Below are 25,418 nucleotides of genomic sequence, written 5' to 3' on the forward strand. Positions count from 1 at the left end.
AGACATGAATGATAAAGATTTTTTGACCGATCTTTTGTCCACGGAAAAATACATGACGGCTTCGTATGGCACAGCCATGAATGAAGCTAGCCATATGCAGTTATACCAAGAGATCGCTTCCGTTTGTAACGAAAGCGATCAATGCATGCGTGATTTATTCAACACCATGTTTCAAAAGGGTTGGTACTCTCTCGAGGGAGCCCCGCAACAAACGATTCAACAAGCGTTCCAAGAATATACAGGCATGAAAAGCCAGCTTCCATCCGGAAACATGCCCCACTAATAATGAAAAAAGGCCTCATGCTAAGAGGCCTTTTTTACATTTGAAATTTTTTATTTTCCGTATAGACCTCTTTTTTCGTCCGTTTGCTTAACAAACCATACAGAAATGTAAAAATAATGCCACAAAAGCCAAGCACCTGGGCGACTGTACTAAATACTTCCGCAGAAGAGAAAAGACCGAATAAGAAAAAGAATATTGAGGCAACCATCGCGCCCAATATCCACAACAAACGTTGCAGTTTCATCTTTGTCACCTTCCAATAATTCTATAATTATCCTTATGCACATCACACACTTCCTATTATCATTTTTAATAATTTTAAATATTAAATAAATATAGGGGACTGATTTCAAAGGATGTTATTTTTACTATTAAACCACTAAAAAGGACCGGTGTCAAGTATTTTTTCTCATCGTTCATTTGTCCGTACAGGCATCACGAACCGCGATCCCCATTACGGCTTGCATTTTTCCCTGCCAGGAATTAAAATTTATGGAACAAATGTTCGTATTATGTTGAAAAAAACTCCTAAATTTTCCTTTCTGTACTATAGACAAAAGGGAGGGTGAGTGGATGAATCACGAAACGATAGAGCAACTCAAAAAAGAATGCCTCCGGATGGCCACGTTTTTCGAAAATAATCCAACACTGGCCGAGCAGCAAATTTTTCAAGGCTTCCTTGAACACGACGAATATCGCCACATTTTCATACAAGCGATTTGTTTTCCCGGAAACCAAACATTTAGGAAATTAGACGAAGCATTTAAAAACCACTACACAAATGTTCAATTTACGCAATATTTATCGAAAACGCTGTATTGGACTTCCGTTCAATATGACCAATACCAACGGGAACACAAGGACAACCAGCCTCTCATCATGGACAACCTGCACAATTTCGGAATTAGTTGCTATCCGCATAAAGATACATCCGATATCATCACCGAAACAAAAGACCTTGGCACATGGAGTGAAGATCTCACTCTGACGAAAGCATTGCGTCAATTAACAGCCAAACAACAAACCGTTATCATCGAACGATACGGATACGAACGAACGAACAATGAAATCGCCCGCTTATTGAACGTGAGCCCTCAAGCCGTTTCCCGAACCCATTTACACGCGATCAAACGACTGCGAACCTTACTGGAAAAGGGAGTGGAAACATGATTCTTGAATTTTTGGGACAGTTCGGCTTGCCGTTTTTGTTCGCGGCTTACCTGGTTTATCGGTTTGAACGCCGTATTGAGCGCTTGGAAAACATCCTTCACAAAGAAGCAGGGAAGGAAAGGAGGAAACGTTAAATGATGAATAAGGTTCAAATGCGCCACTATGTAAAAGAAGCACAACGCGGAGATCGAGAAACACTGGCATGCTTGATCCAGCAGTTTGAACCAAGCATAAGAAATTGCCTTCGGCAAACGCCCCCCGGAGAACGAGACGACCTCCGCCAGGAATTAATGCTAAAACTGATCGAAATAACACTCCATTACGATACGGAAAAAGCCCCCACGTTCACTGAGTTCCAACTGTCCCTCCACGAAAAAAAGCCGTGAACGACGGCTTTTTTATGATTCATCTTGCAAGAGCGAACGTTGAACCCAAACAGCAGCCTGCGTGCCTTCCCCCATGGCAATGGCCACTTGTTCGGAATGCACGGCGATATCACCGGCAGCCCATACATCCGCGATGTTCGTCATTTTCGTTCGGTAGTGATTCAGCACGTGATGATTTTCCAGTCGTTCCACTCCTATTTGCTTCCCTAAATCCGAGTGAACAACATTGCCGGGAAAAGCGATAAACGCTTTCTCTGCTTGCAATTCCGTACCATCGGCAAGCGTCACCCCGGTAAATTGTTCGCCCTCCATATGCACACGTTCAATGATTCCATCGCGGAAACGAATGCCAGCTTCCGATAATTGCTTCTTTTGCTCTTCTGTCACAGCTGATCGACCCTCGTGGTTCACATACGTCAGCCCATCCGTCCAACGCTCAAGTTCAAGCGCCATCCCGACACCTGCACTTCCGGAACCAAGCACAAGTGTACGTTTATTTTTTATTTCATAGCCATCACAATCCGGGCAGATATACACACTCATGCCAAAACAAGGTTCAAGCTCGGGAAATGGATTAGCGTCGGTCACCCCTGTTGCAAGTATCAGCTTTTTTCCTTGATACGTATCGCCGTCCTCCGTTTGCGCCTGAAATCCCGATTCCTCTTTTACCAATCGGTTGGCTTTCTTATCAATAAAATCAACACCGTAATTGCTCGCATGCTCCCTCCCTGCCTCACGAAGCTGCCTTCCGCTGACCCCGTCCGGCCAGCCAAGGAGATTTCGATATTGCCGACAGAGCGTCGAACGTCCTCGCCCCTCATCAATCACCGTTACCGTGCGTTCATAACGCCCTAATTGAATCGCTGCTTGCAACCCCGCGATCCCCCCGCCGATAATCATGACGTCCGCTTGCACACCAATACACCTCCATACCATTAGCATTCGTCAATCCGACAAAAAAATGCCCAGGTTCACAGACAGAACCCAGACATTTTTATCGCTATGCATCACTTGTCAACACTGGTACACTGAGAAAAAAAGGAGGGCTCGCATTGGATCAAAAAGACATTGAAAAACAAGTCGTCGAGCAATACCGCCAAGATGAAAACATGATGATCCTCGTCTTCGCCCAATGGTGCGTCAATCAAAGCCTGGACCCGCACAACCTATACAAACGCGCCCACCCGGACCAACCGATGAACGCAGAATTGGAGAAAACGCTGGAATTAACCGTTCCAAAAAAAGAAGCCGGCGACATCGATGACGACACCGTCCTCGGCGTCCTTTCCATGTTTGGAAACAGCGACCTGGCCATGGCCGTGACTGAAGAAATCGAGAAAAGAGACCGGCAAAGTCGTTGAGAAGGTATCGCCAACGCGCTCAACATCCTTCAATCGATTAATGACAAAACGTGTTCGTACACCTTCTCTGCCCGATCCCCTTCGTCAATGCCGTGCAAAAGCGCTCGGCCATCTTTGAACAAGACAACCCGGCAACCTTCATAATTTAGGGTCGCGACATCTTCGTGCAAACGAACGGAAGAAAGCGTTGAATGCTGGATATTTTGCAGTTTTTCCACCTGCACGTCTTTTCGCTCCCGCGGCCGCACGTGCACAGTATCACCGCCGCACAACACCCGAATTTGCTTGCCTTTTTCCTTATTAACAAGTTCCGGGTACGTTGGATTGGAGCCACAGGTTGGACACTGTGCGTCTTTTAAGCGCTCGGCATTTATCGCCGTCGTTTCATTCTCCCAAAGATCAAAAGACCTTAATCGCTCGGAAACCGCGCTTTTGTTTCCGCTAATCATTTTTATTGCTTCCGCACTCTGCATCGCCGTCACCATTTGGACAGCAGGCGCGATCACCCCATCGTTATCACATGTTTCATCTAAAGATAGATACGGACTCAGGCAACGGAGGCAAGGACCGTCATCGAGCATAAAAGAACGGGACAACCCATAGCTGCCAACGACGCCACCGTATATCCAAGGCACCTCGTAACGATAAGCCGCATCATTTAAGAGCATCCGAACCTCAAAATTGTCGGAACCATCCATGATCAAGTCAACCCCGGGCACAAACCGCGCCGCTTCTTCCGGTTGGAAATCCAAAACGTGAGCCTTGATCTCCACATCCGTGTTCACGCTCTTAAGATAACGGGCGGCAGCCTTCGCCTTAGCCACTTTATGCTTTACATCCTCTTCCGTAAACAGCTGTTGGCGGTGGAGATTATGCAACTCCACGTAATCACGGTCAATGATGGTGATTTTGCCTATGCCCGCTCTAACAAGGGTGTCCGCAATTGACGTGCCGAGCGCGCCACATCCGACGAGCAGCACATGCGCGGCACGAATGCGATCTTGCCCTTTTGACCCAAGCGGTTCAAATCGTGTTTGACGGTCATAACGGTCGACCATGGAATCAGACACCTTCCTGAGGACTGCTAGCCTTCGCGAAGCGTTTCACCGGAATACGGCCGGCTTCGTAACTTAAGCGCCCCGCCTGAATGGCCAACTTCATCGCTTCCGCCATTTTCACCGGATCGTCTGCTTGCGAAACGGCACGGTTCAACAACACGGCATCCGCACCCATTTCCATCGCCAACGATGCGTGGGATGGCGCACCGATTCCGGCATCAACAATAACCGGAACATTCGCCTGCTCGATAATATACGAAAGATGGAGCGGATTCAAAATCCCGCGCCCTGTACCGATCGGAGCCGCCCCCGGCATCACGGCGTGCGCACCCAGCTCTTCCAATTTACGGGCAAGCACGGGGTCATCGGCAATATACGGGAGAGTGGTGAATCCCTCTTTCAAAAGCATTTCCGTCGCGCGATACGTTTCAACCGCATCAGGCAAAAGGGTTTGATCATCCCCGATCACTTCCACTTTCACCATATCGCTCAGCCCTGATGTCCGAGCCAGTTTTGCGATACGAACGGCTTCTTCTGCCGTGTTTGCCCCGGCCGTATTCGGCAACATGGAAAACGTATCCGGTTGAAGGTCCGTAACGAGATCATCGTCACTGTCGTCCATATCCATTTTCGCGACTGCAAACGTCAAAATCTCTGTCTCCGATGTTTCTACGGCTTTCCGTTGCACTTCTACATCCGAAAACGTCCCGGTGCCCAATAACAACCGCGACTGAAACGTTCGGTCCCCTATTTTCAACATGTTTATCCTCCTCCCACAAAACGCATAACGAGAATTTGATCACCTTCGGCGAGTGCAGTTTGTTCATATTCCTCGGGCTTGAGCGCGACTTCGTTGTGCTCAATCATGGCCTTCTTTTCCGCTAAATTAAAATGTACCCGAAAATCTTCAATCGTTTTCAAGTCTGCAGGAACGTCCATTGTTTCTTCATTGACTTTGATATTCACGGTTCATTCCCCCTTTAATGTTTCGATCAGGCCGAAATGCCTGCAAAGCTTCCATTTTTTCGCTTGTAATCGCGGCAACCATTTCTTTGCCGGAAGCCGGTGCCAGCAATATGCCGTTGCGGCCATGCCCGCGGCAAATCCAGCATTTACGAATCGACGGATGAGGACCCATCGAAGGAAGATCATCCTCCGTTTGCGGACGAATGCCCGCCCATATTTTCGAAATTTCCGCGTGTGCAACTTCCGGGAGCAGTTGTTGGGCGCGTTGGAGCACTTCATTGATGCCATGCACCGTTGTTCTCCGCTCCCGTGATACTTTTGAAGTGGCTCCGATTAACGTTTCGCCATTTGGTTTCGGCACGAAATAGAAGTGTTCATAATACAACGTTTTCGTTACGAGCGGACGCTCTGCCTGTACGCGAATTGCCTCACCCTTCACTCCTTCTATCGGTAGGAAGCTACGATCCTCTGAAGGCTCAAACGCGTCCGGGCCGGTCGCCAGAATCACATGTTCCCCATAAAATTCCTCTCCGTTCGCCGACATGACACCTTGGCATCGATCACCAGTTTGCAACAACGCTCGCACGTCGGTATACGATTTTAATTCAGCGCCTTGAAGCAAAGCTGCTTGCCGGAAGGCAGAGGCTGCTTGCACGGGTTCAACGTGTGCTTCTTCGGGAAAATAAAGGGCACCCTTTGCCCCATCCGCAAGCAAGGGAAGATGCTCGTACAATTGCGTTGCCGCCAAACGTTGCACCGATTCCCCGGAAGCCGTTTGCCATTGCTCTATTTGATTTAATTTTTCCCATTCTTCCGATGAAAATGCCGGTTTAATCGCGCCGGAAACGGTTCGGCCGATGGACGTCCCCGTTTGGTCCATCAGCTCGTCTGCCAATTTCGCGTATAATCGCCGGCTTTCTTTCGCGAGGGGATACAGAGGTGTCCGGGATTGAAGTTCCACTTGCACGCCCAGCATACCGGCAGCTGCCGAAGTGGTGCCGCCCCCAGCATTGCCCCGGTCAAGGATGAGCGTTCTCAGCCCTGCTTTTGTGCTGTAATACGCAGTCGCGAGGCCTATGATCCCTGCTCCGACGATAATAAGATCATAAGCTTCATGTCGTTTCATAGCTCATCTGCCCAAAACGATTAAATTGAACGGCTTCATCTTCCGGTTTATCCGCTTCCCAAAAACCTGAAATCAGCGCGATGCCCGAAGCGCCAATGCGGGAAATTTCGCGTAAACGGTCGCGCGTGATGCCTCCGATCGCGAACACGGGGATTTCTACCGATTGCACGACCGATTGTAACGCTTCAAGCCCCCGGGGCGAGCTGTCGGGTTTGCTCGCGCTCGGATATACATGCCCGAAGTAAAGATAGTCGACGTTCTCATCGGCGCGGGCGATGGCTTCCTCACGATTGTGCACTGATGCACCCACACGCAGTTTCGGCGCTTTTTCCTTGACGTCGGTTCCGGTCCAAGAAGAATTGCCCGGCAAGTGGACACCGCCTAAATCCCACGCTGTCGCTGCTTCCACATGTTCATTCAGGATAATTTGTTCGCGCCGCAAACCAATTTTACACAGTTGATCGATTTGTTGTTTTAACCGTTGCAACGAAGCTTCCTTATCACGAACATGAACGATGTCGATGTTTTTCAATGCATGTCTTAGCTGTCTCACTTGAATGTGAAACGGCAAATGGTTCGTTGTTATTAAATGCCAAGCCACGATTAGCCTCCTTACAGTCATCAAGCAACGACAAAAAAGCCGTCCTTGAAGCAGCAAAGGACAGCAGAAAGAATGGTATCCGTTCTTCATCTACTTTCCTCCGCTGGCTTTATCATCCAGATCAGGTTCCAAGGGTTTGAGGTTCTCTCATCTCAGCCCCAACAGGGCACCCCCAGTAGAAATGCTTATTTTATTATATCATAACAGTGGCCGGGAAAGAACGTCAATTTATACGGGCAGGGAGCCGGAGGGCTTATATCAGCCGAAAACGGGGATATATCAGCCAAATCGCCGTTTTATCAGCCAAAAGTGACAGGATATCAGCCAAAACCGAGAATATATCAGCCATTTAAAGTTCAGTCAGCAAATACCGACGGCCTTTATTTTTTCCTTGAATGGGAAGGTCTAATCGGACTAGGAGTTTTCTTGCTATTGAAGAAGAATGAATCTCGAGGAAAGTTTGCGCTTCGCGGTTCGAGATCGAAGGGTGAAATAACAATCGATAATCTTTCAGGCTTTCAAGATAAGCCATTTTATGACTAAAAGAACACCGGGGACAATACCATCCATTGCCACGGACCCTTTCCATGGACAACTTGAAGCAGGACGGACAGTGAACACCAGTGAGCAAGTCCGATCGATGAATGTTATATGCTTCTACAGCATCATAGGGTTGGTCATGGTGACCGTCAATCAGGTTCTGTGCCAACAACTCTCTTTCAGATGAAGATAATTGTTCGACTCGGTGTTCTTTTTCCAATTGCAGGACTCTCCGGGGCAAAACATCCGCCCTCACGATGGATTGCATAAAGTGGCGGGGCGCGTTTTTAAATGTCAGGGTTGCCGATGAGTTTCCGGATATGACAAGCGGAACTATAGGCAGATTAAAAGAACCTTTTGCATTCAGCCATTTATGGAGCAAGGCTTTCTGCCTCGACACCTGGATGTAAGGATGCCTGAAACTTTTGACTTCACCTTGATACGTACGTGAAAATTGGTGAATCGCTTCATCAAACAAAATCTCGCCGGCAATCGTTTTAATCTCCAAAAGAATGATCATTCGTTTAGAGAGCAACATCGTATCGATTTGAAACTGTTCACCATTTTCCAGTTTCAATAATAACCCATGAAATAGCCAGTATTCTTCTTCCGGCAACTGTTTCAGATAAAAGTTCAAGGAACGCTCGCCCTTGTAACCAACTTCCCACATGCAATGGTCGTGGGAAATTGTTCGGCAAACGCCGCTTTATTGCTTCTAACGCGACCAACTGAATGGGCGGCTTTCGCTCTTTCATAATGATCAGTCCTATTCACCTCCTTTCAAAGCGCGGCTTGTCGTATATCAGCCAAACCGAAAATCATCGCGCTTCTTCCACATCCCAGGCTCCTTGCTGTTTGCGGATAAAAACAATTTGCCCGATATGATAGCTCGTATGGACCATCATATTCGCGAGCACCGTCCCCCACGTCTCACCGCTCTCCCTATGAACAGGCCCCATCCAATCCGATTCCTCTGTTTCATCAATGGTATGCAGCCATTCATCCATCATCGTCGTCAGCTGGGCCATGGTGACAGACCAATCCCTATTTTCGCCGCTTTGAAAAGTAGATTCATTGCCATCTTCTATCGGAGGGACAGGTTCTCCCTTGAACCGTTCCAAGCAACGATTATTATAGACAATAAGATGGTTCACGATTTCATGGATGCTATGGTCACCTTCCACCCGTTTCCAGTTTGCCTGCTCATCCGTTACACCGGCAAGCGCCTGCTGAAGGCATGCAAACCAATGGTTCTCATCATGACAAGCGGATAATTGCCGATAAAAAACTTGTTTTATCCCCATCAGTGTTCCTCCCCGTTAATGCTAATGCTTATGGCTTCGCCATTAATAGCAAAAATCCTGCAATAAAATAAAAAAGTTGCAGCCATACGGCCACAACATACGAGCAATCGTTTAATAAATCACCCAGTGTATCTCGTACCAATACCCATCAGAATCGTACTCCAAATCCACTTGATATTCCCCTGGGCCGTAATCGGTTTCCATTTGCCCTTGAACTAAATAGTGATCTTCGCCCTGCTCAATAATGGAAGTGGCTTCCTGAGAGGCGACCTCAATCCCCGTCACTCCTTCGCCTTGAAGTTCACGGTTCAACACTTCAGACGCATCGTCATACGCAACATCCTCGTTCACCCCAAAACACCCAGCTAAAAATAAAGCCATTACAACCATGAGACAGAAGGTTTTTTTCACTTAACCCCGCTCCCTCCGCACTCCATTTTGTACATATTTTCATTTTTTATTACTCTTTTTTACTTATGAAGAACTACATGTACATATGCCGCTCTCCATCGCGAACATGCTACAATGATTGGGGGGAGGGGTGTGAACGTGCTTTATGTTATCTTTTTTCATCTTCCATTTATTCTGATCATTTTAATCTCCGTTTTTACCGACCTTAAAAATAGGCTCATCTATGATAAAGTGACGCTTCCGGGGATGATTTATTTTCTCGTTCTCCACGCGATTGTTGATCTTTCCTCGTTGCATCATTACATAATCGCTGGACTGTTATTGGGAGGCATTCATTTATTTCTCGCGATCATCAGCAAAGGGCAAATCGGCGGGGGCGACATCAAATTATTTGCGTTAATCGGATTTGCAATGGGGTGGGAAGCAGGCTTCTCCATTTTCATTTTCACTTACCTAATTGCAGGACTTTGGGCGATCCCGCTCTTCCTGTATTTAAAACTGTCACGGAAACAAGCTACTTCACACATGGTTCCTTTAGCTCCGTTTATCGCACTGGGAGTACTCATGTTTTACATTACTTAAAATAAACCTGGGTTTATTCTCTACCCAGGTTAGCGAGATAAGATTTAATCGTTTTACTTCATAATCCAATCCATTCTATTTGAAAGAAGCTTTCTATCCAGCACTTGTGTTAAATTAAAAACTTGCAGATCAAAAGATGGGTTTTTCTGCCCGGAATAATCTCTCCAATTTTCTGCCACAAATTTTAGATCTTCCGCTCTAATTAATGCCACCCCTACATCATCTTCGGAAAACACTTTTAATTTTTGAGCTTGATTAATTGATTCTGCAGTAAATTCATAAGCGATAATTAAAAACATGGAAACTTTTGTTTTTTCCGACCTGATATAGCCAAGAAACTGCTCTACATGGTCTTCGGGAAAGGTATAGGGCTGTTCCGTACTTTTATTGTCCCATAGAACACTGGTTTTAGCGTTAAGTTTAATTTTCCCATCCGCGTGTTTAGATCCCGGCATATCTTCAAGTTGAAGTCCCAATTTTTTTTCAAACAAGTATCTTGTCGCTTCCTCAAAATACTTTTCTACGTTTGCATCTTTATCTATTACTTTATTTGTCCGAAGAACCTTATAATTCCTGGAAGCCAGCTCCTCGAAAAAATCATAATAAACGGATCGTCCATCGGTTGGATCAGAATCTACTCTTACGGTCACATTTTCATAATAATCGATAATGTTCTTTATTTTTTCTTCCTTCGTCCCGCTTACGTTTACTCCCTCCAGCGTTCTAAGAAGTTGGGTTAATTCGGGATTGTTAAAATGAGCGAGCACCTGTGAAGGTCGGATATCATACTTTAACGTTCTTTCAATCAAATTCTCTTTTTTTCCACTTGCATTTATGTTCATCGATGTGAGGATCGATCTAAGTTGCGAGACATTCAAGTTATTTAGTAGTTGATTAAAGCTTTCGCTCCGCAATTCTTCACCCATCTCGTATCTAACCACTCGGACAATGTCGTTTGGGATAACGTAATACGTTTCGTCTGACTTAAATCTAAGCACAATGCCCCGAAGTTGCAGGTCTTTTAACGCTTGATCAATATGTCTTGCAGAATGTAGCTTGTTCCCCTTTTGCGGAAATCTTCCGATTTTACTTTCCATGAGATAATGATCCCGAATTGATAGGTCGAGTTCATCACGAAGGGTATACAAAATATTGATTTCATGGGCATTTAATGCTTCATCTTTTTTCCAGGCTGTATTTAAAACAGCAGTGTATATCCTATTTGACATAGGGTCAATTTTTGCCGTTATGTAACTTTCATCCTTACTGTCCATCAATATTTGTGATTGTAACGCGAAGACTTTTTCATGTATTTGTTTATCCGTTAGTATATAATTTTCGCTGCTCAATAAGCATTTGAGTATTAGCCTGTTTAACAATGTAACGTCCCGTTCAGTCGTCCGGAAATTTAAGTTTCTTTTGACCCTTTCCGTATTCTTGAACTCGTCAATGTTTTTAATAATAATATCACGCATCTCTTCTTCATGGCTTAATTTTACACCTTTCAAGAAACTGTCCACAGTTCTTGATAAATACATTTTGGACATCATGGGCAACACTTCTTGTAAATGCAACATTCATCAACTCCTTTGAGTTCCATATGTGTAAATATTTTGAAATCACGCAACGATTGACTTGCTCTTTTATTACTATATTACTATGAATATCACAAAAATAAAAGAAAGGGGGCACACTTTTCACCCCCCCTAGAAAGATGATCCTAGGTTAGATATCCAGATCTTCCTCCTCCGGCATTTCCATTTCTTCTTCCATGTCCTCTATATCAATCGCGTTATCGATGGCTTCTTGTGGCACTTCAATTTCATCGATTTCATCGAAATCGGAGAAGGTTCCTTGCATTTCTTGCATCATCTCCATCGTTTGACCCTCATGTTCCATCTCCAAATCCATGTTCATTTCTATTTCATCCTGATAAAAGGTTTCCTTGTCAATGTACATTATATAATCCAACGTGTTGATTTCCATCTGTCCAAGCACTTGTTCCATTTCTTCCTGCATTTGAGGATCTCCCTGTTGCATCGTTGCAAATTCTCTAGTGAGTTCCATTAGCTCATCACCGGAACCTTCAATTGTTAAAGCATATCGATCCTCTTCTTCTTCCAGGCTTAAATCACTTGCATATGCTTCAAGCATCTCAAGTTGTTCTTGCGGAGACATCTCCAAGTCTTCAATGTCCTCCATTCCTAAGGCACTTCCGTCCATCATGATCCATTCATCCATTTCCGGGTCCAGCATATAAATCGTACCGTCTTCATCCATGTATTGTTCGATCTCCATATCTTCTTCCGTCATTGGATTGGGAGTAACCATCGTTTGCGAGAATGACATCGGATCTAAAACAACATCCATGCTCATCGTCATATCCATGGGCATCTCTTCACCATCTACGTTTATACTTTGATTCATATCCATTTCTGCGCTGTAACTGTTTAATTGATCCATAGCTTCCATAGACTGGCTCAATACTTCTTCTGCACTCAATTCTTCATCATTTGCATCTGCCTCAGCACTATCTTCTTCGGTGCCATTTTCATCTGTAGCTTCAGAGGCTTCCGTCTCTTCTCCCTCGACTTCTTCCATGTCATCTTCAGCTTCTTCAGTATCCGCGTCCCCATCACCACAAGCTGCTAACATCAGCATGCAGGCAGATGCTACTACAAATCCCTTCATTTTCAACATTAATACAACCTCCTTGATATGTAATTCTTTTCTAAATCATAGCCTAAAATGCTAATAATCTCAAATCATTCCATGTTTATGCAGTGTAAACTTATTATAACACTCTATATTTTTGCTTAGTTCCTGTTTTATCCGCGGGAAATAAACGTTTATCCACGGGAAATGTTGTTTTACCCGCGGGAAATATCAAAATATCAACGGGAAATAACGCAATATCCACGAGAGCGTTATTCGCTCCTGCCCAACAAACAAAAGCCGCATTCTTCCGTTAAAAAATGCGGCTTTTTTCAATATAACTTTAAACTTTTTCCAACACCTTTTCTTCTATATCCAAAGAATGTTCTTGGTCCTCTTCCAGATGAAGGGCTCGCGCTGTTGACGCGTGAATCTCGCGAAAAAGCTCTGGGTTTTCCGTCAGTGACACGCCATAAGAGGGAATCATTTCTTTTATTTTCGGTTCCCATTCTTTCATGTTTTGCGGAAAACATTGCTCCAATACATCAAGCATCACCTGGACGGCAGTGGAGGCACCCGGAGAAGCACCGAGCAGGGCGGCTATCGAGCCATCATCGGCGCTGACAACTTCCGTGCCAAATTGAAGCGTTCCTTTGCCGGAATCCTCGGTATCTTTGATAACTTGCACACGTTGACCTGCTGTCACGAGCTCCCAATCTTCGCTTTTGGCGTTTGGAAGAAATTCCCGTAATTCTTCCATGCGTTGTTCTTTCGATTGCATTACTTGCTTAATCAAGTATTTGGTCAACGGGATATTTTTCGCGCCCGAGGCGATCATCGTTGTGAGATTATCCGGTTTTACGGAAGTGGCCAAGTCGAACATGGAACCCGCTTTTAAAAATTTTGGCGAGAAACCGGCAAACGGTCCGAACAACAATGTTTTTTTGTTGCCGATATATCTTGTATCGAGATGCGGAACGGACATTGGCGGCGCTCCAACCTTCGCTTTGCCATATACTTTGGCTTGATGCTGCTCTACAACTTCCGGGTTGCTGCACGCCATGAAAAGTCCGCTTACCGGGAATCCCCCAATATTCTTCCCTTCGGGAATACCGGACTTTTGCAGCAAATGCAAGCTTTTTCCCCCTGCGCCGATAAAGACAAATCTTGCATTATGGTGTTCGATATTATCGTTTGCGGTATCACGCACTTTTACTTCCCAAGATCCGTCGCTCGCCTGTTTAAGGTTCTCCACACTATGCTGATAGTTTACATCAACATTGTTGTCCTTTAGATGGTCAAACAACAAGCGTGTTAAAGCTCCAAAATTGACATCCGTTCCTGAATCGATTTTGGTTGCGGCTGTCGGTTCATCCGAAGAGCGGCCATCCATGATCAGCGGCATCCATTCCCTGAGTTTTTCGGGTTCGTCGGAAAACTCCATCTCTTGAAACAGAGGATTGTTCACCAACGCTTCATAGCGCTTTTTCAAGAAATTTACATTTTTCTCCCCTTGAACATAACTCATATGAGGCATGGGCATGATAAATTCTTGCGGCCTGCGAATCAGATCACTTTTTACAAGATAAGACCAAAACTGTCTTGAAACCTGAAACTGTTCATTAACTTTTATGGCTTTGCTGATGTCCATCGATCCATCAGGCTTTTCAGATGTATAGTTGAGTTCACATAGTGCAGCATGACCGGTGCCCGCATTATTCCATTCATTAGAGCTTTCTGCTCCTGAATTTCCAAGTTTCTCAAACACTTTGATTTCCCATTCAGGAGCCAACTCTTTCATTAATGACCCCAAAGTCGCGCTCATGACTCCGGCACCAATTAAAATAACGTCTGATTTCGTTTGTTTGTTACTAATTTTTACCATTCCTTATACCCTAAGATTTGAAAATAGAATGTAGGCGTTCTAGCTCATACCGGTCCACACATCTTTTCTAAATCAACTATAACCCAATCTGTCATTAAGAGCTACACGCCTAATTTAGATTCCTCAAGCATCGTACCATTTTTCGCAAAGTTTGTGTGCCAAGAGAATGCCTTCTCGAGCATATGAGGCGTGTGGCCTCCCTGTTCGCATGCTTCTCTGTAATAAGCATGGAGTTGTTCCCGATACATCGGATGGGCACAGTTCTCAATGATGAGCGGTACGCGCTCTTTCGGCGCTAAGCCGCGCAAGTCGGCATAACCTTGGTCTGTAACAATTACATCCACATCATGTTCGGTATGGTCGACGTGAGAAACAAAAGGAACAATGCTTGAAATGTTACCGTCTTTAGCAATTGATTTGGTGACAAAAATGGCCAGTCGAGAATTTCGGGTAAAGTCCCCTGAACCGCCAATACCATTCATCATTTTCGTGCCCATAATATGGGTGGAATTGACGTTGCCGTAAAGATCGACTTCGATCGGCGTATTAATGGAAATCAAGCCTAAACGTCGGATGATTTCCGGATGATTTGAAATTTCTTGCGGGCGTAAAATTAATCGGTCGCGATACTTGTTCATATCAGAAAAAACTTCATCGATTTTGTCTTCAGAAAGTGTTATTGAACAACCGGATGCAAAACGGACTTTGCCAGCATCAAGAAGGTCGAACACCGCGTCCTGCAAAACCTCGGAATAGACTTCCAGATCTGTGAATTCCGATTCTAAAAGGCCGTGTAAAACGGCGTTAGCTACCGATCCAATGCCGGATTGCAAGGGTGCCAAATTATCCGGGAGACGGCCCTCTTCGTTTTCTTTACGCAAAAAATCAACCAAATGATTCGCCATTACAGCCGTTTCCTCATCAGGCGGAACGATCGTCGATGGGGAATCGACCTGGTTGGTGATGACGATCCCTTTAATTTTTTCATGATTGACCTGAATGCCCTTTGAACCCAACCGGTCTGCAACGTCCGTCATTTGGATGGGCTCGCGGTCTCCTTGTCGGCTTAATTCATAAATATCGTGCATGCCTTCCAATTCCGCGGGTTGGGCAAGATTTAACTCAATAATGATGGACTCCGCTTTCTCTGCGAAAATGGATGAATTGCCAACGGAAGTCGATGGGATGATTTCACCGTTTTCCGTTATTGATATCGCTTCCACAATAGCGAAATCAACAGGATTCAGAACATCTTGCCGAAGCGCTTCAGCGGTGTGTGATAGATGCTGGTCAACAAACAGCATGTCTCCCTGATTAATCTCCTTGCGCATCGTGCTATCCGCCTGAAAGGGAAGACGTTTATGAATGATACCGGCATCAGCCATAATTCGGTCGATATCGGAGCCAAGGGAAGCACCGGTATACACATTGACTTTCAAGTCTTCTTGTTTGGCCCTGTCAACAAGTGCGGATGGCACGGCTTTTGCATCTCCCGCTCTCGTGAAGCCGCTGAGCCCCAATGTCATGCCATCTTTTATCCAAGAAGCCGCCGTTTCCTCCGAAACAATGCGGTCATGTAAACGTGAATCGCGTAAGAGCTGTTTTATCTTTTGTTCCATTAAAAACCCTCACTTCTTCAATTTCCCCTTATTGTATCAACCCCTCGCCGAATCCTCAGTTGTTTACGAGTGAAAAGGCTTAAATAGATGATGAGCCAGCGAAAGGAGAACATGAAGCAGAAAAATTAGAAGGAAAGGATTTTACGGAAATGGCTCGCGTACGTTTGACTGACCGGAATTTTTGTGCGATCTTTCATAATCAACAAGAAAGTAGAATGTGTGTCCGGCTGAATTTCAGCGATATAATTGACATTAATAATATAGGAACGGTGACAGCGAATAAATGAATCATCAGGTAAGTGAGGTTCCAGTTCACTCAAACTAAATTTATGCGCACCCGTCCCCCGTTCGGATTGAACCCATGTTTTTCGATTTTGCGCTTCGAGAAACATGACTTCTTGATAAGGCGTTGGCACCCACGAATCATTCATTTGAACGGTCAAGAAGGACGAGAGGAACCGCAACTGCTTGGATGGCAAAATCGCAGTTACGCACCCTTGAGGACGACCAGCGTCAAAAATAGGGACAGATGTCCCGAAATAGGGAGTGCCGAACACCTTGCTATTTATATGGTCAGACGTTTTCTGCTCGATGGACAGCGCCTTATACGTCACGGTGTCTTCACTGATTTTATCACCGGGCTTGATTTTTAAATCAATGTGTTTGCTTGGCTTATAATAAATAAAATGTTGCGCATCAGACACGGCGATGGAAGTCTCTTTCGGAAATAATTCTCTGAACGTTTCCATCACCGAAGAAACCGAAAAGTTGTCCATGCAGGCACACCCCCTTGGGCGCTTGTGCAAATAATTCTAGCCACCTTTCATTCTAACATCTTTTGAAGGACGGCAACAGGCACTTCTCTGCTTCAACGCGCCTCTACCTCACTTTATGTATTTGAATGTAATCATCAAAAGTGGGAATATCTTTGATCCGCCTATCATATGCGATATACCGATTAGCCGCCTGTTCAGCACCTGTCATTTCCGCTAAAACCTTTTTTATATCTTTTTTGCTTACATGCTTGGTCATCTTTGAATCTTGCAAGACTTTTCTTACCGTTGGGCGTGCGCGCTGACCGTCTTGTAATAAATACACCTCTAACTCCCTTCTTAAACGATCCCATGTTTGGAGATGACTGATTGCACTATCCATAAAGGACGAAGATAGTTTATCTCCCTGTAAATGTTTAAGTTGACGCTCGTCCTTCCTTATATGTTGGACTTCTTCGGCAATCTCCCTGCTCAAACGGTATTTTGCCTTCAAATAATGGCGATGAAAATCCATCGCTTCCGCTTCCTGGACAGATAACTTTGGCTTTATCTGCTCCGTCATCGTCTGAAAAGCTCGGATCAATGGTTCATGTTTGTTTGCTTCTCCATGCCTTACATCAAATTTCATATTAGGGTCAAAAGAGTGATAACGCCCAAGGTATGTCTGTATTCTGAAGCACTGGCGCGTGATGTCCTCATTTTCCTCGATGTGGCCACTTTCATGACAAACAACCAGTTTTCTTGCACTGATATTCTTCCAGTAATCGATACCTGTTAAAACGCGATAATGTTCCCCTTCTATCTGAAGGACAGGTGACATGTCACTACGTTCATACCATTCTAAGTATGGTTTAATCGCTTTTTTGAATTTACCTTTCGTAGGCTGATAGGTAATAGCCCGTTTGCGGAACATCTTATGTCTCCTTTACGCTCTGAACTAAGGTTCCCTTATTCGAATCATCCAAACTCGCACTTGCCATCGCTTCCACCGTGAACTCGTTCTGGCCAAACATCGCCATGAAGAATAATGGGGTGGTTGCTTCCGCGTTCACGGTGATACGGGTATCTTCTACTTGGACATTACTGATGCTTGCATCGTCCATATTCTGCATTAAATATTGAGGTTCAGTAACAATTTACGGGGGACATGAATCGACACCCGATAAAACAGGAAAATCCAAATCACCTGTCGAAATGGATAAGTACCCACAAAACCCATACGAAAGGTGATTTGGATGCTTACCCATTATACCATGGTCCATGAATGTAAAGAAGTCCCTTTTGCCATTATCCATCAAGAAGAAATTCCATTTGGTTATCCGAACCCAGGATTATATCGCTACCTTCAGTTACTGAATGAAGGCACACGTTGTCCGGATTGTGGGTACTGGACAACCCGAGTGCATGAGCATCACATGAAGCAAGTGGTTGCAGGCGCTCACAACGATACACCGATCTTTGATCATTTCAACCATCGTCGATTTATATGTGATGCCTGTTGTCGTACGTTTATGGAGCCATTACCTTGGCTCAAACCATATCAACGAATGTCGGTGATAGCCAAGCAATCACTGATATTTGCAACGGCCGACCGTACCTTCAAATCGGTAGGAGAAGCCTTTGATCGCAGTGGTCAAACTATTGGGGTCCATGCACGCGCATGTCATGGGGAGCATCCAGCTATTTCGGATCGATCCACCCCCGCACTCATCGGCCTTGATGAAATCAGTTTGGCCAAAGGAAAAGGCAAGTATCGGTTGGTCATGTACGATCTCTCGGTACCATGGCGGCCCCAGTTATTCGAGTTACATGAAAGTCGTCGCAAAGAAGCTGTCATGGATCTTTTCAACCAATTGTCTCAACCTGAACAAGTGATTGCGGTTGCGATCGATATGTGGAGGCCTTATCAGACAGCGATTAAGGCCGCCCTCCCTCAAGCGATCGTGGTCATTGATGCCTTCCATGTCATCCAAGCTTCGACGCGTGCCTTGGACGATGTGCGAAAAAGCGTCCAACATGTTTTGACCAAAGAAGAACGGGTGGCATTAAAAGAAGACAAAGACTTGTTTGCTGAACGAACGGAAGAATTAACCCCGGAACAACAAGAACGTCTGAAGCATTGGGAGACAACATCACCGACGTTAGCTCAAGCCATGCGCCTGCATCAAAAACTTCGCCAATTGTATCAATGCCATGATCTGGAAGAAGCATTGGATCATTTAGGGGCGTGGGAAAAAGAGGTCATCGCCTCTTCCCTGGAGCCGTTCGATGATCTTCTCAAGACGATTTGGAATTGGTTGCCGGAAATTCTCCATCGGTTTCACTATCGTATATCCAACGCCAAAACCGAAGGGAAGAACAACCAACTCCGCACGATGAATCAACAAGGGTTTGGCTATTCGTTATTCTCTCTTCAAGCTCGGATGCAGGTGAAGGAAGAAAAAGAGGCGATCCTTAAATGGAGAAAATATCAAGCTCGGTGTGAACAAAGAATCCATCAAGAAGAATACCCACCGGCAACCTAAGGATTATCGACAAAATTTGCTCTATAAAGCAAGGTGCGGGACTTCATTGTCGAATATTGTCATCCATCCCGTGATTTGTGATAGAACCAATATTGATTGGCAAGCGAGTACGCTTTTCCTTGATCGATCTCTATATCCCTGTCAAATTCGTATATTGATAGACCGCCATGCCGCCCAAGCGCGATGGTGAATGCTCCCGCTAACGAATCGGGCGCATTCTTCCTATCGTACTCCAAGCTTGCTTCATCGACGTATACTTAGTAACCTCAAAAATAAACCGCGCACCACCAACGTTGGGTGTGCGCATTGTTTACCATCATAAATAGCAGTTACGATGTTGAAGCCACCAATCATCAGACCGCCTTATCGAAGGTTTCTTCGCTCTTCCCTGGCTTCATCCCGGATCTCTTGGCGGTCTTCGCGCCCTTCTTCACTGGCTTCCTGGCGTAACAAGCGTGCTTCATCGCTCATGTAGGAGCGAAGGGTTTGCATTCGATCATTGATCATCTCCGTGATGGCATGGTCTCCCATATCGGTTTCCGATTCTAACTCCGTCAACAGGGTTCGCAGGTGATTTCTTTCTTCCGTTGCCACCTCTCTCATTTCTCCCTCCATCTCTGAAATATCATCCCGGTCTCCCATCATTTCATCAATGTTGTCCGATCGTTGGTCGGACTCCCATGCAAGCCATTCTTCAATTAAAAAGTCACGTTCTGCGTCAAAAACTTCCCGCAATTGGTCCTCGGAATCTGCTGAAAAATACTCCCCTTCGCCTGCGTCCGCAATATTCAACAATGCTTCCTGTTCGTCACTTCCCACGTCAAAACCAATGATATTCACTAAGGCTTCAATTTCACTCTCATTCAAATCTTCGGCAGCCTGAACAGGGTCTCCACCGCAGGTTTCTTCACCATCACTAACGACGTAGACCATATTTTCAACATCTTCGCCGTCTTCTCCGTCCAAGTCTTCCTGAGAAGCTTCAATGGAAGCTGCAAGAGGCGTATAACCTGTTGGCTCAAATTGTTCCAAAGCGTCCGTAAACGCTTCTTCTTCATATGAACTTAATGGATAGACTTCTTCGGTACCTACACAAGATTCTTCCTTATCTTCTTGTTGATTGCTGCCTTCATGGCCATAAACCCGAAGAGATATATTGGCGGTTTCCGGCATTTCAGAAACGAAGTCTTGCACAGCTTCTTTTGCGATATCCATCTTTTCTTTTCCATCCACTTCTTCGGCCATGCTTCCGCTAGCATCAAAAAGAATCTGGATATTTACCTGAACGCCATCTTCTCCCTCACCGATCTCCATTTCTCCCGGTTGATCATCAGCATAGCCGTACTCAATCTCCATGTTATCAAAATAATCCTGGTAGTCGCGGTAGTCTTCCGCCGTTAAATCAAGCATGGCATGAAACAGTTGCTCTTCCTCGGCGCCATCAGCAACCATATCTTGTAACGCCTGAAGAATTTCTTCTTCATGATCATCATAGTCTTCGTAATAAGTTCCCGGTTCCGCACGCATCCACTCCTCAGGATCATCTCCGGCAAATCGATCGAGGTCACCTAACTGAATGTCATCATTCTCTGATTCATCTGCTTCAACGGTCTCTTCCTCCGGGTTTTCCTCCGCTTGCTGATCATCTTCTTCCGCAGGTTCATCACCCGTACAAGCGTAGAGGATCATTAGCAACATCAAACTCAAAGATTTATGTACCTTCATCTCATTTCACTCCCCTCAAGTGTAATTGTCAACTCAAAATCCGGCCAAATGTTCATTGAATTTCCGTCCAATCGTGAACTCTTTCACAATTTTTTTAGCCGAAAAAATGAAGCAAAATCTTCTGTGTTGATCAGCTTGCTGGTAGGTCAAAAGACCTGTTTGCAGCCAGCCGTTAGAATCGCATACCTTTGAATGTTTTTATCCTACGTCTGTATTCAGTTGTCAAAGAACAGTGAATCAAAACCCTTTACGCTACCCGTTTGCCATAGCGAGGATCGTTACGAGCCTCGAATGGTTATCATCGCTTTTAGCTTTCTTTAGATGCCATTCCTCCTTCGTCTTCGTCGACCGGGATTACTGCTGAACGTCGTCCGCATCCTGGGTGCCCAGCCACTCTTTGGTCTCTTTCATGCGATAAGAGCTCCCATTCATATTGACAATATGCGCTTGATGCGTGAGGCGATCAATCATCGCCGCGGTCATGACCTCATCCTGAAAGATTTCCCCCCAACGTTCAAAAGAGAGATTCGTCGTGATAATCGTCGATTTGCGCCCTGCCCGGAGGGAGAGATGAGTGAAGAGTTGTTCTGCGCCTTCTTTATCAAAGGAGATATAACCCATCTCATCGGCGATCACCAGATCATATTTCTCGAATCGGCTTTGAAAATTTCGAAGGGTTTTCTCCGCCCGTGTTTCCTCAGCACTGAAGAGTAAATATTTTTCGTACTAAATTCTATCAAATATACCTCTAGAATATTCCAAAAATGGTATAATGAAGTATACCAAATACTTCTATAAGGCGTATTCTAGGGGGAATGTGAAATGGTGACCAGGAAAGAAAAAAGGGAGCTCGATAAGGACGCGAACTATTTTTTCGAGTTCGTAAAAATCAAGGAACATTTCTGTAAGGATCTCGATCGAAAATTGAAACGTGTGAAAGATCCCAGACATCAAAGCTATGTGACGTATGGCCCCGATCTCTTTCTTCTAATGATCATTATAAAGAATGCATCGAATTGTAAAAGCATGAGGGAGATGAGCCATCAATTAAATCGAGACGAATGCATCGAAAACCTCAAAAAGGTCTTGCGACTGGAAAGCCTGGACGAAATCCCGCACTACGACACGATCAATGACTTTTTAATGAATGTATCGCCTGAGGAACTGGAACATATCCGAACCTACATCATCCAAGAATTATTGAAGAAGAGAAGCTTGGAGAGATACCGAATCAAAGGCGGTTATTGGGGTGTCATCATTGATGGGACAGGTCTTTTCAGTTTTAACGAAGAGCATTGTGACCACTGTTTGAGACGGGTTTACACCGATGAAGAAACTGGAGAGAAACGAACGGTGTACATGCATCATGTGCTCGAAGCCAAATTGATGGTCGGCGATATGGTATTGAGCATCGGCTCCGAGTTCATTGAAAATGAATCGAAGGATGTGCCCAAACAAGATTGCGAACTCAAGGCTTTTTATCGATTAGCAGAAAAACTTAAAGAGACATTCAAACGGTTGCCGATCTGTATTCTGGGCGATAGCCTTTATGCCTGCGAAGGCGTTTTTCAACTATGTGAACAGTATCGTTGGAAGTATATTCTCCGGTTTAAAGAAGGCCGCATCCAAAGTTTAGGAGACGAATTTCAAGCCCAAAAAAAGCTAGAGAAATCCACGATGAAAAATGTCTTTTGGGCAAATGATCTAGCCTACCAAGCCAGAACGGTGAATATGTTAGAGGGAATGGTCGAGGAACAGGAAAAACAAAAACAGTTTTTATTTTTGACCAACATCCAGGTGAACGAGCGAAATGCGAAGGCGCTGATCAGTGCGGGTCGCAGCCGCTGGCACATTGAAAACCAAGGATTCAATCATCAAAAAAATCATCGCTATCATATTGAGCATGCAAATAGCCATGATTATCAAGCGATGAAGAACCATTACCTGCTTACGCAAATCACGGATATCCTCATGCAACTGTATGAAAAAGGGTTGGACGTGCTTAAAAGGACCAGAAAAAGCAAAAAAGAAATATCCTCAAACTTGTTAGAAGCCATTCGCACACGGTTGCTAACAGATGAGGATATCTCGCACCTTAAAAAACCTATACAGGTAAGGCTTACCTGATGGGTTTAGTATAGCAAGGATGTGATGCCAATAAAAGACCGAACGAAAATTTTTTAAAAAATACCATCCGAAAATTCGGCTTGTCTTTTTTGTCGAAATGACCGGAAAATAAAATGGAAAAATTTTACTTAAAAATAAAATGCCTTTCTCTGATGACAGGCATATGATTAAATTTACTCCTCACAGCTGGTGTTTCCTTGATTTGGTTGACAAGAATCGGCACCGTCGTAAACCATACTTTAAACCCTTCCAAACAAGCTTTCATTCCCAAGCCGATCGCCATGTGCGACTTTCCCGTTCCGGCATTCCCGGCAAAAATGGCATTCCGTCCTTCGCGGATAAAATCCAGGCTTTTCAAGGTATTGAGCTTTTTCTGGGCATCTTCGGGCAAGTCTTGAACCGAAAGATCCTCCAAGTATTTTTTCTGATTGAATTCAGCCCGGCGGATGCGGTTATATCGGGCCGATTCCCGCCGGGCATCTTGTTCTTTTTGTAGGAGTTGAGCTAGAAAGGCTTCGTAGCTGATGTCTTGCATACTGGCTTCTGACGCGTGCTCAGCCACATGTCTGCGAATCATGGGTAGCTTTAATTCTTTCGCGTATGATTGAACATCCGCGTGCCATTCTTCTTGGGTTTTAATGGTCAATGAATCCCCTCCTTTGTGGCTGTCATTTGAAATAACTGATCATAATCACTCATCTGGTTTCTGGCCTGTTCGGCAATAGCTTCCGTATCCTGAGACGACGGCGGCGTGATCGGCTGTTCGTTGTTTCTGGCACATATCGCTTTGATTTTATCGGTGGTCACGTGTTTTGGATGCATCGCCTCCAGTTGGTCGATGGCGGCTAAGACGGTGTCGAAATCGCCCTCGTCCCGCAAGTAGTGACAAAGCGCTATGAAATCCCGCTCCCTTCCTGTATAATGGGTCTCGTAAATAGCTTTGATTTTTTGATCCGCCTGGTGCAGGGCTAAGCTTCCCCCCAATGCACCGGGCTTTTTTCGTAAGGTCTCCAAGACGTGGGAGAGTTGAAGATTCCACCGATGGTGGCCACTGAGCCGTTCATGATTCGCGATACACGCCTCGTTGTAAAAGCAACGGATACGCTCCGCGTACACTTTCACCATGATCATTTCACCGACCAAATGATCAGGCACCGAATAACGGTTTTGCTCAATCACCACGGTCGCGTATTTATCCACGCGAGCGTACTTCACACGAGCCGCATCCCATTTCGGCGGTGCTTCTAAAAGGTGCTCACGTTCTTGCTCAAGGCGCTGTGTGGGCGTTTGACCTTCGTATTGGCTCATAGATTTCTGATTGAGTTTTTCCGAACATACCCCCTCGAGAAAGTGGTTCGCTTCTTCTAAACTCTCAAAGGTGTCTTTGATGGCGAATGCCTTGCGCCGAACGACGTCCACGCTGCGTTCCACATGGCCCTTTTCATTGCCGCGGCGGATATTACAGAACCGGTGTTGAAACCCGTAATACACCATCAGTTGCATCAGGCCTTCTGTGGGCCCTTTTTCCCCGGCCAGACCTCTAACAGCGACGCGCATGTTGTCATAGGTGAGTGTGGTATGAACGCCGCCGACATGGGCAAAGAAACGCGCGTGTGCTTCTTGGAAGCACTCCGTCGTTTGCTTGGGGAACAGACACGCCCACCGATAATTCCCATACGCCGATGTGAAGACGGCCATTTGGAACGGCTGTAGTCGTCCGTCCACCGTTATTTTTACCTCCCCCCAATCAAATTCACAAACATCTCCGGGCATGTACGTTTCTTTAATAAATGCCTCCTTGGCTCTGTGTTCCAACTGTCGAACCAACCGACGGACCGTACTGTAACTAATGTCCAGCTCTTCATCTTCTAAAACCTCATACATGTCCATGACTGTTTTTTGTTGTTTCTTCTGCCCCTTTTGGCGCTTATCCCGATTTTCCTCAAGGAAAGTAAGGATTCGTTGTTCAATCTCCGGTGTGAGTTTACGTTTAGGGCGAGAACCGGTGGTGTACGTCGGCTTCTCTGTTAAGGCTTCGATCAGCGCCTCGACATCGACATCTTCGCCTCCTTCCATGAGTTGGTTACGCTTCTGTTCGTATTCCTTGACGTATTTACTAACTGTTTCCCGGTGGGTCCCTATATCTCGGGCAATTTTTCGTATCGATTCCCCCTCGTGCATATACTTCATTAATGTTTGGTACTTTTGGCTCATGGTGATCATCTCTCCTGCCCCCACTTGTATGTATGACACAAGTGAGATTTTCGATCGTACTGGCCGGATTTTCAATGAACATGGTGGCCTATTTTTAAGTTATCAAA

27 protein-coding genes, 2 pseudogenes and 1 riboswitch are annotated in these 25,418 nt (G+C 45.3%); of the genes and pseudogenes, 8 read left to right on the top strand and 21 right to left on the bottom strand.

Annotation, left to right across the window (positions count from 1 at the left end; translation table 11 throughout):
• Positions 1 to 4: 4 nt before the first annotated feature.
• On the top strand, positions 5 to 283 hold the full coding sequence (locus EPH95_RS09345) for a spore coat protein (protein ID WP_227003863.1): 279 nt from the start codon (positions 5 to 7) through the stop codon (positions 281 to 283).
• Between the two features lie 34 nt (positions 284 to 317).
• Here EPH95_RS09345 and EPH95_RS09350 read toward each other — a convergent pair whose 3' ends face one another.
• Positions 318 to 527, bottom strand: coding sequence for a hypothetical protein (locus EPH95_RS09350; protein ID WP_142089374.1), 210 nt, complete (start codon positions 525 to 527; stop codon positions 318 to 320).
• A gap of 329 nt (positions 528 to 856) precedes the next feature.
• Between EPH95_RS09350 and EPH95_RS09355 the strand changes: the two genes are divergently transcribed.
• From EPH95_RS09355 to EPH95_RS09365, 3 genes are read left to right on the top strand one after another with little or no spacing between them, the layout of a single operon-like run.
• Positions 857 to 1,453, top strand: coding sequence for a sigma-70 family RNA polymerase sigma factor (locus tag EPH95_RS09355; protein ID WP_142089376.1), 597 nt, complete (start codon positions 857 to 859; stop codon positions 1,451 to 1,453).
• Positions 1,450 to 1,587: a YvrJ family protein gene (locus EPH95_RS09360; RefSeq protein WP_142089378.1), complete on the top strand. Its 138-nt coding sequence runs from the start codon at positions 1,450 to 1,452 to the stop codon at positions 1,585 to 1,587. The genes EPH95_RS09355 and EPH95_RS09360 overlap by 4 nt, the downstream gene beginning before the upstream one ends.
• Positions 1,588 to 1,839, top strand: coding sequence for a helix-turn-helix domain-containing protein (locus EPH95_RS09365; RefSeq protein ID WP_227003864.1), 252 nt, complete (start codon positions 1,588 to 1,590; stop codon positions 1,837 to 1,839).
• A gap of 12 nt (positions 1,840 to 1,851) precedes the next feature.
• Here EPH95_RS09365 and EPH95_RS09370 read toward each other — a convergent pair whose 3' ends face one another.
• Positions 1,852 to 2,754, bottom strand: a complete 903-nt coding sequence (locus EPH95_RS09370) for an NAD(P)/FAD-dependent oxidoreductase (protein WP_142089380.1) — start codon at positions 2,752 to 2,754, stop codon at positions 1,852 to 1,854.
• 137 nt (positions 2,755 to 2,891) lie between these two features.
• Between EPH95_RS09370 and EPH95_RS09375 the strand changes: the two genes are divergently transcribed.
• On the top strand, positions 2,892 to 3,200 hold the full coding sequence (locus EPH95_RS09375) for a hypothetical protein (protein ID WP_142089382.1): 309 nt from the start codon (positions 2,892 to 2,894) through the stop codon (positions 3,198 to 3,200).
• A 29-nt stretch (positions 3,201 to 3,229) separates the two neighbouring features.
• Here EPH95_RS09375 and EPH95_RS09380 read toward each other — a convergent pair whose 3' ends face one another.
• The 8 genes from EPH95_RS09380 to EPH95_RS09415 all read right to left on the bottom strand — a co-directional run bounded on the left by EPH95_RS09380 (position 3,230) and on the right by EPH95_RS09415 (position 9,206).
• The gene (locus EPH95_RS09380; RefSeq protein WP_160141703.1) at positions 3,230 to 4,270 is read right to left on the bottom strand and encodes a ThiF family adenylyltransferase; all 1,041 of its coding nucleotides are present in this window, start codon (positions 4,268 to 4,270) and stop codon (positions 3,230 to 3,232) included.
• Positions 4,263 to 5,018 carry a thiazole synthase gene (locus EPH95_RS09385; protein WP_142089387.1) on the bottom strand — a complete coding sequence of 252 codons (756 nt, stop codon included), beginning with the start codon at positions 5,016 to 5,018 and terminating at the stop codon, positions 4,263 to 4,265. Before EPH95_RS09385 ends, EPH95_RS09380 begins: the two co-directional genes overlap by 8 nt.
• A 2-nt stretch (positions 5,019 to 5,020) precedes the next feature.
• Complete coding sequence (gene thiS / locus EPH95_RS09390) at positions 5,021 to 5,224, bottom strand: sulfur carrier protein ThiS (protein WP_142089389.1); 204 nt, start codon at positions 5,222 to 5,224, stop codon at positions 5,021 to 5,023.
• On the bottom strand, positions 5,205 to 6,350 hold the full coding sequence (thiO, locus tag EPH95_RS09395; protein ID WP_142089391.1) for a glycine oxidase ThiO: 1,146 nt from the start codon (positions 6,348 to 6,350) through the stop codon (positions 5,205 to 5,207). Before thiO ends, thiS begins: the two co-directional genes overlap by 20 nt.
• On the bottom strand, positions 6,337 to 6,951 hold the full coding sequence (locus EPH95_RS09400) for a thiamine phosphate synthase (RefSeq protein ID WP_160141704.1): 615 nt from the start codon (positions 6,949 to 6,951) through the stop codon (positions 6,337 to 6,339). Before EPH95_RS09400 ends, thiO begins: the two co-directional genes overlap by 14 nt.
• A 78-nt stretch (positions 6,952 to 7,029) precedes the next feature.
• Positions 7,030 to 7,135, bottom strand: a riboswitch (TPP riboswitch).
• Between the two features lie 165 nt (positions 7,136 to 7,300).
• A complete protein-coding gene (locus EPH95_RS09405; protein WP_142089396.1) occupies positions 7,301 to 8,161 on the bottom strand; it encodes a nuclease-related domain-containing protein in 861 nt (286 codons plus the stop codon).
• Positions 8,162 to 8,309: 148 nt separating this feature from the next.
• Entirely contained in the window at positions 8,310 to 8,795 is a 486-nt protein-coding gene (locus tag EPH95_RS09410; RefSeq protein ID WP_142089399.1) for a DinB family protein, read from the bottom strand.
• A gap of 111 nt (positions 8,796 to 8,906) precedes the next feature.
• On the bottom strand, positions 8,907 to 9,206 hold the full coding sequence (locus EPH95_RS09415; protein WP_142089401.1) for a hypothetical protein: 300 nt from the start codon (positions 9,204 to 9,206) through the stop codon (positions 8,907 to 8,909).
• Positions 9,207 to 9,338: 132 nt separating this feature from the next.
• Between EPH95_RS09415 and EPH95_RS09420 the strand changes: the two genes are divergently transcribed.
• Positions 9,339 to 9,788, top strand: a complete 450-nt coding sequence (locus tag EPH95_RS09420) for a prepilin peptidase (RefSeq protein ID WP_160141705.1) — start codon at positions 9,339 to 9,341, stop codon at positions 9,786 to 9,788.
• A 53-nt stretch (positions 9,789 to 9,841) separates the two neighbouring features.
• Here the strand turns inward: EPH95_RS09420 and EPH95_RS09425 are convergent, their stop codons facing one another.
• The 6 genes from EPH95_RS09425 to EPH95_RS09450 all read right to left on the bottom strand — a co-directional run bounded on the left by EPH95_RS09425 (position 9,842) and on the right by EPH95_RS09450 (position 17,633).
• Complete coding sequence (locus EPH95_RS09425; protein ID WP_142089405.1) at positions 9,842 to 11,365, bottom strand: SAP domain-containing protein; 1,524 nt, start codon at positions 11,363 to 11,365, stop codon at positions 9,842 to 9,844.
• A gap of 148 nt (positions 11,366 to 11,513) precedes the next feature.
• Positions 11,514 to 12,488 (bottom strand): DUF6612 family protein, encoded by a 975-nt coding sequence (locus EPH95_RS09430; protein ID WP_142089407.1) that lies wholly within the window; start codon positions 12,486 to 12,488, stop codon positions 11,514 to 11,516.
• 298 nt (positions 12,489 to 12,786) lie between these two features.
• Positions 12,787 to 14,319 carry a malate:quinone oxidoreductase gene (locus EPH95_RS09435; RefSeq protein WP_142091572.1) on the bottom strand — a complete coding sequence of 511 codons (1,533 nt, stop codon included), beginning with the start codon at positions 14,317 to 14,319 and terminating at the stop codon, positions 12,787 to 12,789.
• A gap of 110 nt (positions 14,320 to 14,429) precedes the next feature.
• Positions 14,430 to 15,947 carry a succinyl-CoA:acetate CoA-transferase ScpC gene (locus tag EPH95_RS09440; protein WP_142089409.1) on the bottom strand — a complete coding sequence of 506 codons (1,518 nt, stop codon included), beginning with the start codon at positions 15,945 to 15,947 and terminating at the stop codon, positions 14,430 to 14,432.
• 125 nt (positions 15,948 to 16,072) lie between these two features.
• Positions 16,073 to 16,723, bottom strand: coding sequence for a LytTR family DNA-binding domain-containing protein (locus EPH95_RS09445; protein ID WP_142089411.1), 651 nt, complete (start codon positions 16,721 to 16,723; stop codon positions 16,073 to 16,075).
• A gap of 103 nt (positions 16,724 to 16,826) precedes the next feature.
• Positions 16,827 to 17,633 carry a hypothetical protein gene (locus EPH95_RS09450; protein WP_142089413.1) on the bottom strand — a complete coding sequence of 269 codons (807 nt, stop codon included), beginning with the start codon at positions 17,631 to 17,633 and terminating at the stop codon, positions 16,827 to 16,829.
• Between the two features lie 322 nt (positions 17,634 to 17,955).
• Here EPH95_RS09450 and EPH95_RS09455 point away from each other — a divergent pair, with 322 nt between their 5' ends.
• Positions 17,956 to 19,245, top strand: coding sequence for an ISL3 family transposase (locus EPH95_RS09455; RefSeq protein ID WP_142088183.1), 1,290 nt, complete (start codon positions 17,956 to 17,958; stop codon positions 19,243 to 19,245).
• 59 nt (positions 19,246 to 19,304) lie between these two features.
• Here EPH95_RS09455 and EPH95_RS18810 read toward each other — a convergent pair whose 3' ends face one another.
• From EPH95_RS18810 to EPH95_RS09465, 3 genes and pseudogenes are all read right to left on the bottom strand, one after another.
• Positions 19,305 to 19,481, bottom strand: a complete 177-nt coding sequence (locus tag EPH95_RS18810; RefSeq protein WP_160141706.1) for a hypothetical protein — start codon at positions 19,479 to 19,481, stop codon at positions 19,305 to 19,307.
• Between the two features lie 127 nt (positions 19,482 to 19,608).
• On the bottom strand, positions 19,609 to 20,970 hold the full coding sequence (locus EPH95_RS09460) for a VWA domain-containing protein (protein ID WP_142089415.1): 1,362 nt from the start codon (positions 20,968 to 20,970) through the stop codon (positions 19,609 to 19,611).
• 354 nt (positions 20,971 to 21,324) lie between these two features.
• Positions 21,325 to 21,666: pseudogene (locus tag EPH95_RS09465) on the bottom strand (ATP-binding protein); the annotation flags it as partial.
• A 126-nt stretch (positions 21,667 to 21,792) separates the two neighbouring features.
• Here EPH95_RS09465 and EPH95_RS09470 point away from each other — a divergent pair.
• Positions 21,793 to 23,097 carry a transposase family protein gene (locus EPH95_RS09470; RefSeq protein ID WP_142087198.1) on the top strand — a complete coding sequence of 435 codons (1,305 nt, stop codon included), beginning with the start codon at positions 21,793 to 21,795 and terminating at the stop codon, positions 23,095 to 23,097.
• A 175-nt stretch (positions 23,098 to 23,272) separates the two neighbouring features.
• Here the strand turns inward: EPH95_RS09470 and EPH95_RS09475 are convergent.
• Positions 23,273 to 23,743, bottom strand: a pseudogene (locus tag EPH95_RS09475) (ATP-binding protein); the annotation flags it as partial.
• Positions 23,740 to 25,320, bottom strand: coding sequence for an IS21 family transposase (gene istA, locus EPH95_RS09480; RefSeq protein WP_142087137.1), 1,581 nt, complete (start codon positions 25,318 to 25,320; stop codon positions 23,740 to 23,742). The gene istA and the pseudogene EPH95_RS09475, both read right to left, overlap by 4 nt.
• Positions 25,321 to 25,418 lie beyond the last annotated feature (98 nt).

The organism is Salicibibacter halophilus (assembly GCF_006740705.1).
Lineage (GTDB): Bacteria > Bacillota > Bacilli > Bacillales > Marinococcaceae > Salicibibacter > Salicibibacter halophilus.